This is a genomic window from Kitasatospora sp. NBC_01246, assembly GCF_036226505.1.
Taxonomy (GTDB): Bacteria; Actinomycetota; Actinomycetes; order Streptomycetales; family Streptomycetaceae; genus Kitasatospora.
The window spans coordinates 3,241,229-3,253,136 of sequence record NZ_CP108484.1 but is presented as its reverse complement, the minus strand read 5'-3'; the positions used below and the strand labels follow the sequence as shown (position 1 = coordinate 3,253,136).

Annotated in this window: 8 protein-coding genes, 1 tRNA gene and 1 pseudogene; 3 read left to right on the top strand and 7 right to left on the bottom strand. The window is 75.7% G+C overall.

The genetic code is table 11. The features are described from left to right. Positions 1–3: 3 nt before the first annotated feature. Positions 4–1,611, bottom strand: a complete 1,608-nt coding sequence (locus OG618_RS14120) for a tetratricopeptide repeat protein (protein ID WP_329487760.1) — start codon at positions 1,609–1,611, stop codon at positions 4–6. A gap of 483 nt (positions 1,612–2,094) precedes the next feature. Between OG618_RS14120 and OG618_RS14115 the strand changes: the two genes are divergently transcribed. Next, positions 2,095–2,616, top strand: coding sequence for a hypothetical protein (locus tag OG618_RS14115; protein WP_329487759.1), 522 nt, complete (start codon positions 2,095–2,097; stop codon positions 2,614–2,616). Positions 2,617–2,811: 195 nt separating this feature from the next. Next, positions 2,812–3,756 (top strand): spermidine synthase, encoded by a 945-nt coding sequence (locus OG618_RS14110; RefSeq protein WP_396491778.1) that lies wholly within the window; start codon positions 2,812–2,814, stop codon positions 3,754–3,756. Positions 3,757–3,927: 171 nt separating this feature from the next. Here the strand turns inward: OG618_RS14110 and OG618_RS14105 are convergent, their stop codons facing one another. The 5 genes and pseudogenes from OG618_RS14105 to OG618_RS14085 all read right to left on the bottom strand — a co-directional run. Beyond that, entirely contained in the window at positions 3,928–4,956 is a 1,029-nt protein-coding gene (locus OG618_RS14105) for a hypothetical protein (RefSeq protein ID WP_329487757.1), read from the bottom strand. 131 nt (positions 4,957–5,087) lie between these two features. Continuing rightward, a complete protein-coding gene (locus OG618_RS14100; RefSeq protein ID WP_329487756.1) occupies positions 5,088–5,534 on the bottom strand; it encodes a DUF4442 domain-containing protein in 447 nt (148 codons plus the stop codon). Between the two features lie 142 nt (positions 5,535–5,676). After that, a tRNA-His gene (locus OG618_RS14095) sits at positions 5,677–5,752 on the bottom strand. Positions 5,753–5,936: 184 nt separating this feature from the next. Continuing rightward, positions 5,937–6,539 carry an oligoribonuclease gene (gene orn / locus OG618_RS14090; RefSeq protein ID WP_329487755.1) on the bottom strand — a complete coding sequence of 201 codons (603 nt, stop codon included), beginning with the start codon at positions 6,537–6,539 and terminating at the stop codon, positions 5,937–5,939. A gap of 835 nt (positions 6,540–7,374) precedes the next feature. Next, positions 7,375–8,374 (bottom strand): annotated as a pseudogene (locus OG618_RS14085) (helix-turn-helix domain-containing protein); the annotation flags it as partial. Between the two features lie 1,146 nt (positions 8,375–9,520). Here OG618_RS14085 and OG618_RS14080 point away from each other — a divergent pair. Next, on the top strand, positions 9,521–10,339 hold the full coding sequence (locus OG618_RS14080) for a GNAT family N-acetyltransferase (protein ID WP_329487754.1): 819 nt from the start codon (positions 9,521–9,523) through the stop codon (positions 10,337–10,339). A 239-nt stretch (positions 10,340–10,578) separates the two neighbouring features. Here the strand turns inward: OG618_RS14080 and OG618_RS14075 are convergent, their stop codons facing one another. Continuing rightward, positions 10,579–11,490: an HAD family hydrolase gene (locus tag OG618_RS14075; RefSeq protein ID WP_329487753.1), complete on the bottom strand. Its 912-nt coding sequence runs from the start codon at positions 11,488–11,490 to the stop codon at positions 10,579–10,581. Positions 11,491–11,908: the final 418 nt, after the last annotated feature.

Below are 11,908 nucleotides of genomic sequence, written 5' to 3'. Positions count from 1 at the left end.
CGCTCAGGCGGCCGCCGCTAGGTCGTACTCGGTCAGGAACCGGCCGACCTCCGGCACCGTCCGGTGCGGGCGCAGCCGCTCGGCGGTGTCCGCCAGCATGCTGCGGATCCGGGCCGAGCGGACCTCGCCGAACAGGGCCACGGCGGCCGTGCCGTGGCCGGCGGCGCCGGCCACGTCCCCCCGGCCGAGGCGGTCGTGCGCCAGCTCGGCGGTGTACAGCACGCGGTTGCGCACGAAGTGCGGCTCCTGGAGGGCTATGGCCAGCCCCGCCTGTTCGCTGGCCCGGTCCCAGTCGCCGAGCGCGGACCAGCACTGGGACTGCAGCCCGGCGATCTCGGCCTCGCCGAAGAAGGACATCCACTCGGGGTCGGCCTCGGAGGGGCCGCGGTCGAACAGGGTGTACGCCCGGCCGAGCGCCCGTTCGCAGGCGGCCCGGTCCTGCAGCAGCGCCCAGCCGCCGGCCTCGCGCATGGCCAGCAGGGAGAGCAGCCGGTCGGAGTCCAGCTGCCGGGCGGCGGCCTGCCCGGCCTGGGCGGCGCGGAGCGCCTCGCGGGGGCGTCCGGCGTCCCGGGCGAGGAAGGCGCTGTTGCAGAACACGTGCGCCTCCAGGGCGGAGTCGCCCGCCATCCGGGCGGTGGCGAGCGCCTCGGCGTAGAGCGACCGGGCGTCCGCCAAGCGGTTCGAGTCGTGCGCCAGCCAGCCCACCGAGATCGCGAGTTCGCCGGCACCGGCCTGAAGTCTTCGCTCCGTCTCGGCGCTGTACTCGCCCTCGTTGAGCAGCACGTAGGCGGTGCGCAGCGACTGCCCGGCCAACTCGAACAGGGCGTCGGCGCCGTACACGTCGTCGGCCAGCCGGATGTCGCGGACGGCCTGCTCGACGTCGAGCACCTCCGCGGCGCCGATCCGGCGGGGCGGAGGCACCGGCCCGGGGCGGCCCGGGACGAAGCCGCTGCCCCGCTCGGGGTCGAACAGGCCCGGGGCGGCGCCGAGTCGGGCGGTCTCCTCGGCCCCGGGTGTGCCCGGGGCGGCGCGGTCGGCGGCCCAGGCCGGCCGGTCGATGCCGATCACGGTGGCCAGCGCGGCCGGGCCGCCGGCCAGGAACGTACGGCGACGCACGTCGTCGTTCTCCTCGTCGAAATGGTGCGGTCCATCGGGCCCCCGGAGTGACGCCGGGGACCTCGGCGACGCAGGTCCGTCCGGTGGGGGTGGTTCCGCGTACGGCGAGGCAGCGTACGGGAGTTGGATGGAGTGCGGCGAGCGCGGGGCGGGCAGGGGCGGGAACTGCGGGTGGAGCCGGGGTGGTGCGGAACCCGCGCCGCCGTCCGCCGAGCGGCGGCGGACGGAGGTGCGGGGGGCGAAGCCGAGGTCGGCCAGCGAGCGGTCCGGCCACATGTGCCGGAAGACCCGCTCGTAGGCGTAGTTGGGGCAGCGGATCTCGCCCGCCTCGACCCGCCCTACGTAGCGGGCGTCGCAGGAGACGTGCTCGCCGATCTCGCGGGCGGCCCGTCGTACGGCCATCGCGAACTCGCCCGGCGAACGGTCGCCGCGCAGTGCGCGCATCACGGTGTTGGGTGACGGGCGGTTCGGCTCGGCCGGTGGGGTGGCTGCCATGGTGCGCTCCGTGGTCGTGCGGGGTGCAGGTGCGAAGTGGGGCGGTTCCGGAGGGTGTCGGTCCTGGGTACGGTGGTTCGGCCCGGTGGTGGTGGTGCCGTGCGGCCGGTCGGCCGACCGGGGCCCGCTCGGTCGCGTGGACTCCGCTCGGCCGCGGGTGGGCCCGGTGGGGTCGGCCACGGGTGGGCCCGGTGGGGCTGGATGGGCCCGGGCTCGCAACCGACAGTACCCGGAGTCACCGATTGGACACAGCGCGTTTGTGGATGATGTGCTGTCAATTGCGGTCAAACCGGGCGCTGTTGCCTGGATCTGCCATGAAATGCCATGCCTTGCTGTAAGGCGCCCCGTGGCCTCGACCGTGTCCCCGGCGTTGTCCTGTTACGTGGAAGCCCCGGTCGTCGCCCAGGCCCACCGCCCGCAGTGGCGGCCCCCACCCCGGAGCAGCGGCACTTCCGATCGGACGAGGTGACAGGAGAGCCCGTGATGGCCATCGGAGTACCGCAGTACCACCGCCTGGTCGCCGGAGGGGTGCTGGCGGCCGCCGCCCCCGCCCTGCTGCCCGAGGCGGCCGACGACCGCGGCCCGGGCCGCGGGCCCCTGGAGGGCGGCCGGGCCCCGTGCGGCGGCGGCAGCGGGCCGGCCCGCCGGCTCGGCTCGGAGGGCGGTGTGGTGGTCACCGGCTGCGACACCGTCACGGTGGCGCTGCGGCACGGCCTGGAGACGGTCGACATCCTGCGGCTGCGCCGGGCCTGCGGTGCGGCGCTGCAGAGCCGCAACGGCAGCACGGTCTCCTTCTTCGTCCCGGCCGGCACCTCCGAGACGTGGCACCTGCCCGGCAGCTCGTGTACCGCCGGCGCCCTGCTCCTGCCCGCCACCGATCCACGCTGGGTGATGCCACCGGTCGGAGCGGACTTCACCGCCCGCCCCACCGACGCCTGGGTCCTGCGTTCGGCGCTCTGCGAGGCCGCCTGCACCCTGACCGCCGGCGGCCTCGGACCGTTCTGAGACCCCTTCCGAGGCCCGTCCGGAAGGCCAGCACCGAACGGTGCCGTCCATGCTGCCCGGGCCGCGGAGACACGTCGTGCCCGTCATCGGGCGGGGCCACCCGGACCGCTTCCGGACCGGCCACCCCCTCTCCTCCTTCCGCCGGTCCCTCGCTGAGCTGCGGAGACCTTCGGCACGACGGCGATAATGGCCGGTATGGGACGAAGCAGCAGGGCCGGCCGCGGCACGGACAAGGCCCGTACCGACAAGGGCCGTACGGCGGCGGAGCCGCAGTCGGCGGTCACCGGCCCCGGCGGCCGCACGCACGCCCAGGGGGCGCTCACCCGTCCCGTCGACTCCGGGCTGGCCGAACTCCGCCCGGACCGTGACCGTTCCGCCGCCTGGTCGCTGCTGATCGACGGCGCCCCGCAGTCGATGGTCGACCTCGCCGACCCGACCCACCTGGGCTTCGAGTACCAGCGCCGGCTCGGCCACCTGATCGACCTGGTCGCCCCGCCCGGCCGGCCGGTCACCGTCCTGCACCTCGGCGGCGGCGCCCTCACCCTGGCCCGCTACGTCGCGGCCACCCGCCCGCGCTCCCGCCAGCAGGTCGCCGAGATCGACACCGCGCTCACCGAGCTCGTCCGGACCGAACTCCCGCTGGAACGCGGCTGGCAGATCAAGGTCCGCGGCGCGGACGCCCGCAGCGTCCTGGAGCGGACCCCCGAGGGCACCGTCGACCTGGTGATCGCCGACGTCTTCTCCGGCGCCCGCGTCCCGGCCCACTGCACCACCGTCGAGTTCACCGCACTGGCCGCCCGCGCGCTCGCCCCGGGCGGCTGGTACGCCGTGAACATCGCCGACGGGTCGGCCCTGTCCTTCGCCCGCTCGCAGATCGCCACCCTCGGTGCGGTCTTCCCGGAGCTCTGCCTGGTCGCGGACCCCGCCGTGCTGCGCGGGAAGCGGTTCGGGAACCTGATCCTGGCCGCCGCGCACACGTCCCTCCCGATCGCCGAACTGAGCCGCAAGGTGGCCTCGGACGCTGCCCTCGGCCGGGTCGAACACGGCCGCGCGCTGGCCGACTTCGCCGCCGGTGCGGCGCCCGCCACCGACGTCACCGCCGCCCCCTCCCCGGCCCCGCCGCCGGAGGTCTTCCGGTAGCCGTCGGGGTGCGCCCGGCCTGCGCCGCCCGTCTCCCGCCCCGCCCGTCTCCGGGTGGTCGGCGGGAGTCCGAAGGCAGGCCCTGGACGCCTGCGCGCCTCAGCGCCCGGGCGCCCTGGGGGAGCCGTCCCCACAGCGGGGGCGACGCCCGGGCGCCCGACGAGGTCCGGCTCAGTGCCCGCGCGGCAGCCCCCGGTGCTTGCACATCGCGGCACCGGTGAGCAGCAACCCGGCCGCGATGGGCGCCAGGACGGCTGTCCCGGTGCCGGAGAGGCCGTGCCCGGCGAACTCGGCGGCCGTGCCGGTCGCGACCGGGCTCTCGTGCGGCGCGGACCGGTCGGCGACGGCGGTCCGGGCGCTCTCGCCGCCGCCTGCCCCGGGGTGTCCCGCGGTCTGCGCCCGACGGTCGGCGGCTTCGCGGTCGGGCGGCGGGACGGCGGGGCCGTGCGACCCGGTGGCGGTCGGGGCGGACGGCCCCGCCGGAGCGGCGCCGCCCCCCGTCCGACCGGGTTCGGCGGCCGGCTCGCCGGTGTCGGCGTCCCGGGAGGCGCGGGTCTCGGCGGAGCGGGTCTGGGCCGGCACGGCGGCGAGCAGTCCGGAGGCGATCGCGAAGGCGTCCGGGACGGAGGCCCGCTGACCGGGCAGCGGCAGGTCGCCCGCTCTGATCCGGTCCTGGAGCAGGCCGCCGACGGGTGCGGCTGCGGCGCTGAGAGCAGGCACGGGCACGGCCGCGGCGGCCGGTTCGGCGAGCCGGCCGAGGACGCCGGGCGACGCGGCCTGCCCGGGCGGCGTCCGGCCGGGCGCCGCCCGGGCAGGGCCCGGCTGCCCGGCGGGTGCCAGGTCGGCGGACGGCTGCTCGGCGGAGGGTCGGTGGGCGGCTGCCTGCCCGCTGGGCGCCGGACCGGGGGAGTGCGGCGCCGCGCCCTGGCCGGCCGCGCCCACGGGGTGCCCGGCTGACCCCCCGTCGAGGACCGGGCCGCCGTCCAGCGTCCGGCCGACGGTGCGGCTGACGGGTTCCGGCAGCGGCCCGGCCGCCGCCGCGTAGGCGCCGGCCGCTCCCAGGCCCCAGAGCTGTGCGAGGAGCGCCCCGCCCGCGGCGACGACACGCGGGCGGGGCAGCCACCGGCCGCCGGGGCGCCGGGCGGCACCGACGGCGCGTCGGACGGGTTCCGGGGCCTTGGTCGCGTGATTGGCTCGCACGTGAGTTGAGAACGAGCGAACGGGCCGTGAGGTCACGGGCGTCGTCACGGACAGTCATCACGCGGACCAGGTGTCATCGGCTCGCCGGCCCCGCCGACGGACCCGTGACCGGGCCAGGGCTCCTGCGGGGATTAGGAGTTGGGGCGCAGCGTCCAGATGACGGTCATGATGCCGGTCACGGCGCCGTCGGCACGGGTGATCTCGACGGTGACGGGGAACTCCGGCCGCTCGCCCTTGTCGAGCTCGGCGACGATGTCCGCGGCCGGACGGCCCAGCACCGCGGTGGCGGTGACGGTGCCCATGGCCAGCTTCTTGTAGGAGATCTCGGCGCTCACCGCGAGCGGCACGGCCCGCGAGAGCTGGTCACCGAAGGCGCCCAGCACGATGCAGCCGCTCGCCGACTCGGCGAGGGTGAACATCGCGCCGGCGTGCGGGCCGCCGACGTGGTTGTGGTACTCGGGCTGGTCCGGCAGCCGGAGGACGGCACGCTCCGGCGTCGTCTCCAGGTACTCCAGCTTGAGGGTGCGTGCCATCGGCACGGTCGAGTCGAGGAGCTGGCCGATCGAAGGTGTGGTCATGGCAGCAATGTTACTAGTCGGTAGCTTCTGGCGGCAGACCTCCCGGAGGGGAAACCACGGGAACCGGGAGGAGGCGGGAGGCCGTGGGAACGCGAAAACGCCTGAGGGGCCGATCTCTTGAAGAGATCGGCCCCTCAGGCTCTGGGGTGAGTGACGGGACTTGAACCCGCGGCCACCTGGACCACAACCAGGTGCTCTACCAACTGAGCTACACCCACCATCTGTCCGGCTCGTTCCCGCTCTTCGCGTTCCCGTTCCGACAGGAAGAACAATACAGGATCCGGAAGGGTGCTCGCGCCAGGGTTTCCCTCAGCCCGGCGCGGGCCTTTCCCTCAGCCCGGCGCGGACCCCTCCCGGGGCCGACGGCGGCCTTCGCGTCCGGCCCCGGGAGGGGCGGACGGGTCAGTCCGTCGGGGCGTGGTACTTCTCGGCGATCGCGCGCGCGGTGTCGGTGTCCGGGCCGGGCTGGGGGACGAACACCGCCTCGCGGTAGTACCGCAGTTCGTCGATGCTCTCGCGGATGTCCGCGAGCGCCCGGTGGTTGCCGCCCTTCTGCGGGCTGTTGTAGTACGCCCTCGGGTACCACCGCCGGGCCAGCTCCTTGATCGAGGAGACGTCGACGATCCGGTAGTGCAGGTGCCCCTCCAGTGCCGGCATGTCCCGGGACAGGAAGCCGCGGTCGGTCGCCACGGAGTTCCCGCACAGCGGCGTCCGCCCGGCCTCCGGCGCGTGCTCGCGCACATAGGCGAGGACGAGTGCCTCGGCCTCGGCGAGCGTGACGCCCTGCTCCAGCTCGTCGAGCAGCCCGGAGGAGGTGTGCATGGTGCGTACCACCTCGGGCATGTTCGCCAGGGCCTCGGCGGGCGGGCGGATGATGACGTCGACGCCCTCGCCGAGGACGTTCAGCTCGGAGTCCGTCACCAGCGCCGCGACCTCGACCAGGGCGTCCCGGTCGAGGTCGAGGCCTGTCATTTCACAGTCGATCCATACCAAACGGTCATTCACGCCACTCACCCTACGGCGCGATCACGCGCCACGGGCACCGAAGGAGCCGAGCGGGGTGCCGGGGCGCAGGACTCGGAGCCGTGCGCGTCCTGACCGTGGCCGTCGGGCTCGTGCGCCTCCCGGGCCGTACCGGCCTGGTGGGCGGGGTGGACCGGGTGCGCCTGGTGACCGTCCCGGGCGGGACGGGGGTCACGCGGCTCACGGGCCCCGTCCGGGCCCGCGGCCCGGCCACCCTGCGGTCGGACCTGGGGGCCGCGGGCCTGGCGGGCCCGACCCTCCGGCGTCGCCGGAGCGGCCGACGCCGACGCCCGGCCGGTGGCCGCACCGTGCCCCCGGCCGCCGGAGCCGTCCTCCGACGGTCGCTCGGCCGCGCTGCGGTGCCCCTGCCCCTGACCGCGGGCTCCGGGCTGCGGCTGACCGTCCTCCGCCGCGGCGTGCTCCGCCGTGCGCGGCGGCCGGCCCGCCCCGGGACCGGCCTGCGGCGGGACCAGGGGCGGCCGCGCCGTGCCCCGCCCCGTCCCCGGCTGGCCGGAGTGCGGCTGGTGAGCCGCCTGCGGATGCGGGTAGGGCTGGGAGGCACGAGCGTGCACCCCCTGCCCGGACGGCTGGCCGTGCTGGCCGTGCTGGCCGTGCTGCCCGAGCGAGCCGTGCTGGCCCGGGCCGCCGGAGGGGTACGGCAGTGCGGGTGCTGGCCCGTGCTGGCCGGGGACCACCCCGCCCGCCGCCGTGGCGGCGGCCGCCAGGGCCGCCGTGGCATGGGCCGCGGCCGACGCCGGCACGGCACCGGCCAGCCGGAGGTCACCGGCGTGCAGCGGCGCCGGCGTCGGCGAGGCCGAGCCGGGGCGACGGGCCCGGTAGCTGGTCCGGTACGCGGCCGGCGAGACCCCGAGCTGGCGCCGGAAGTGCCCGCGCAGCGCCACCGGCGACCGGAAGCCGCAGCGGCGGGCGACATCGTCCACCGACAGCTCCGACGTCTCCAGCAGCCGCTGTGCCTGGAGCACCCGCTGGGTGATCAGCCACTGCAGCGGGGCGCTGCCGGTGAGCGTGCGGAACCGGCGGTCGAACGTCCGTCGGCTCATGTAGGCACGCGCGGCCAGCACCTCGACGTCGAACTGCTGGTTGAGGTTCTCCAGCGCCCAGGTGACCACCTCGGCGAGCGGGTCGTTGCCGATCTCCTCCGGTAAAGACTGATCGATGTACTGGGCCTGGCCTCCCCCGCTGCGGCGGCTGGGCACCACCAGCCGGCGGGCCAGCGCGTTGGCGGCCTCGGCGCCGTGGTCGCTGCGCACCACGTGCAGGCAGAGGTCGATGCCGGCGGCGGTGCCGGCCGAGGTCAGCACGTCGCCGTCGTCGACGAAGAGCTCCCGCGGGTCGACGTGGACCCGGGGATAGCGCTTGGCCAGGGTCGGCGCGTACATCCAGTGGGTGGTCGCGGGGCGGCCGTCCAGCAGGCCGGCGGCGGCGAGCACGAAGGCGCCGGTGCAGAGGCCGATGATCCGCGCGCCCTCGTGGTGGGCCTTGCGCAGGGCGGTGATCGCCTCGACCGGCGGCGGCTGCGAGATCGAGCGCCAGGCCGGGACGACGATGGTGCCCGCCCGGGCGAGCGCCTCCAGCCCGTACGGAGCGGAGAGGGTGAGGCCTCCGGTCGTGGCCAGCGGCCCCTCCTCGCCGGCGCAGACCAGCAGGCGGTAGCGGGGCACTCCGGCGTCCTGGCGGTCGACGCCGAAGACGGAGAGCGGGATCGAGCTCTCGAAGATCGGGGCGCCGCCGAAGATCAGCACCGCGACGGTCTCGCGCCGGCGCCGGCCCGAGAGCTTCCGGGGGGCGGCGGACATCAGGGGGACCGAGGGGCCGTTCAGGCCGGACCCGCCGGCGCCGTAGCCGCCGTGGCCGTTGACACCCTGGCCGCCGTGGCCGCCCTGGCCGCCGTGGCCCTGGCTGTTGGGGCCGCCGCCGTTCGCGTTCTGGCCGTTCTGGCCGCTCTGGCCCTGGGGGCCGGGGCTGTGGCTGTTGGGGCCGTGGAGGTGGGGGCCGTGGCCGCCCGAACCCTGCCCGCTCGGACCCTGGCCGAAGGTGCCTCCGGGCAGCCCGGTGGGCGTCGTCGCGGCGCCCGGACCGGGGGAGGCCGGGAACGTCGCGTCCGAGCCCGGATGGCCGAGCGCCCGGCCGAGCTGGTGCCCGCCGGGCTGGGCGCCGGACTGAGCTCCGGGGTGACCGCCAGGATGGCCGGGAACCGACGGGCCGGCATGCCCGGCCGTCCCCTGGCCCTGGAGACCGCCGTGGCTGACGACGGGTCGGCTGACGGGTCGTCCGGCATGGTCCGGGGCGCCCGAGGAGGTGCCTGTACCGGAGCCCGCTGGTGCGGAGGGGGTGTGTGAGGCCGGTGAGGCCGGAGTGTTCACCGAGGCGTACGGGGCGTATGGGGCGGCGCTGGAGGTGCCGGGGGAACGGGGGTTGGCAGCGGTGGCCGAAACGCCGGTGCCTCTCACGGACCGACCCGCGATATCGGCCACGGCCTGGTCGCTGTCAGGACCCGCGTCGCTCCTGCTCACCCTGCTCAAGGCGCTCAAGCCCCCTCGGTGGTGTGGTGTGGTGGTGCGGCACTGCTGGCCAAGATCGAATCTATCGGGTGGACCGTTGCCGTTGTGACAAGTTCACCATCCGACGCTATGTCGACATGGCAATTTGGCGTGATGCATTCGATCACGAAGCGTGGCACCCGTCGACCCTTCTGGGAAGGGGGCCGGTGCAACGGTGGCTGGTTGTCGCGGGGCCGGTCCTGGGGTGCCCCGCTTCGGCGTACCCGGCCGGCGGGTCTGGGCTGCGGCTTTGCCCAAGGGCGAGGGAGTCGCGCGAGATTGACCGAAAATAGGCGGTGCACGGGAGGGCGCACGCCTCTCGAAGTGTGCGCCTCCCTGGCTCCATCCGGCCAGTGCCAGGGCTGCGGATCGGACGCCGGTCGCCCGCGCTACCGTCCTGTCGTGGACAACCTCAGCCGGCTCGAACAGGCCAACGACAACGCCGCCGCCTTCTGGCTCGCCCAAGCGCGCGCCCACGGGTGGCAGCACCTCATCCGTCCCGGGTTCACCGCGGTCCGCTGCGCCCGGACCCCGGACGACGCCCACCGCATCGTGGTGACCCGTCCCTATGACCAACCAGCCGTGCTGGAAGACGAACTGGCGGCCCTGCTGGAGGAATGGTCCACCACCCGGCTCACGCTGGAGGACCCCTACCTCGGACTGGACATGTCGCGCCACGGCTGCGCGCACGGCCGGGCGATGCCCGTGATGGTCCGTGAGCCCGGCGCTCTCGAAGCACCCTTGCTCGGCGCGCTGCCGTCGACAGGCGCCCGGGTCGGCGGCGACCTGACGGTCGATGAGGCGCTGGACGCCGACGCCTTCGCCGAGGTCGAACACGCGGTGGTCGACGGCTTCCCGATCGAGGACCGCCAGCCCTGGATACGGGGTGTGATGCTGCCCGAGCGCCTCCTGCACGAACCCGGTTGCCGGGCCTGGCGGGCCAGGATCGCCGGTGAACTGGCCGGCGCCTGCCTGACCTTCGACGACGGCCGCGCCACCGGGGTGTACTGGGTCGCGACGCTCCCCGAACACCGCTCCCGGGGCGTGGCCCGGGCCGTCCTGGAGACGGCCCTGGCCGCCGCGGACCCCGACCGCCCGGCGACCCTGCTCGCCACCGCGCTCGGTGAACCGCTGTACCGCAAGCTCGGCTTCACCGTGGCGGGCCGCAGCCACTGGTGGACGAGGTCGGCCCCCGCGGAGTCGGCCACCGCGCAGCCGTAGCAGGCCGCGTGCCCGGCCCCGTGTGCCCGGTCCCGTGTGCCCGGCCCCGCGTGCCGAGGTGAAGGTGGCGAGCAGGGTCGTCGGTCGGTCGCCGCGGTCGGTCGTCGGGCGGTCCGGCGCCGGGCGCAGTCGGGCCCGGGCCGTCCGTCCGGCCGGCGACTCACCCGGCCGGTGTTCCCCGGACGCTCCTCGGCGGTAGGTCGGCCACGGGTGACTGCGGCAACTCCGGCTGAACGGTTTCAGACACGGACGGCCGCCACGGCGGCCGGAGCGCCGCTGTCCGGGCGGCCCCCGGGAACAGGCGCACGCAGGCCGTCCAGGGCGGAAAGCGGGGCCTGCGCGCCGGGTTTCGCGCCGGACAGCGCTGCTGCGGGCGCCGCCCCGTCGGCGGGCCCCCGGAGCCGCCGGCTGCCTACCATCGCGGCCGTGCCCACTGCCCGCCGGTGGCCCGGTCCGGCGGCCCGGATGCCGGGCCTGGCGCCCGGCGCGCTGCGTGCGGCGAGTACCTGCCCGACCGCCTCCGGCAGACCGGCCGCCTTGAGCGTCGGCCGGTAGCCCGGCTCGGCCCAGGGGCGGCCGTGGTGCAGCCAGACGCTGCGCAGCCCGGTCAGCTCCGCGCCGGCGATGTCGGCGGGGGCGTGGTCCCCGACCATCCAGGTGTTCGAGGCCCAGTCGCCGGTGGGCGCGATGCCGCACCGCTGCGCGGCGATCTCGAAGATCAACGGGTCCGGCTTGACGCACTCCGCCTCCTCCGAGATGACCCAGCCGTCGACCATCGGTCCCAGCCCGGTCCGGCGGATCTTCTCCAACTGCGGCCGGGTGTTGCCGTTGCTGACGATGCCGAGCGTCCACCCGGCCGCACGCGCCACCCGCAGCGCGTCGATGTTGCGGGAGGGGCAGTGGATGTGGGAGTTGATGCCGCGTCGGAAGTGGGCGAGCAGGAAGTCGAGAGAGTCGTCCAGGCCGTAGCGGCGCTGGATCGCGGACAGTACGGTGCTGCGCGGCACGTACCCGCCGCCGTCGATGGTGACCAGCCAGTCGAGGTCGTCCGGCGGAAGGCCTCGCTCGGTCAGGAAGTCCCGGGCCCAGGCTCGGAAGGCGGCGTCCCTGGGGAGCAGCGTGTTGTCGAGGTCGAACAGGAGCAGCGGCATGTCGTGCATGGTGCCAGCGGCCGTGGGTATGCACGTGGCAAATGCCAGGCAGCGTCGCGAACCCGTGCGAATTGGCTGAAACGGATAGCGGCAGGCGCGGCAGGGATGGGGCCGGGGTTGGAGTGCGGGGCGGCTGCTCGGGGTGGGGGAGAGGATCCGGGGGAGGTGGGGGCGGCCACAGCGGTTCGGCGGCGGACCGGTCGGCGCGGGCCCCACCGGGAGCGGCCCGACGGTGGAACACAGGCGGCCCGGAGCCGGGCAGGGGACGGCCTGACGTCGATCCGGACGCGGCGCGGGGGTGGACCCGGATTCGGCCCGGACCGGTGGGCTGATGGATGGCGGCCGGGGGACGGCGCAGAGGGCACGGCACGGCGCACGGGCTGTGGGTCGTGGCGGCCTCGTTCGGACGTCCTGCGAC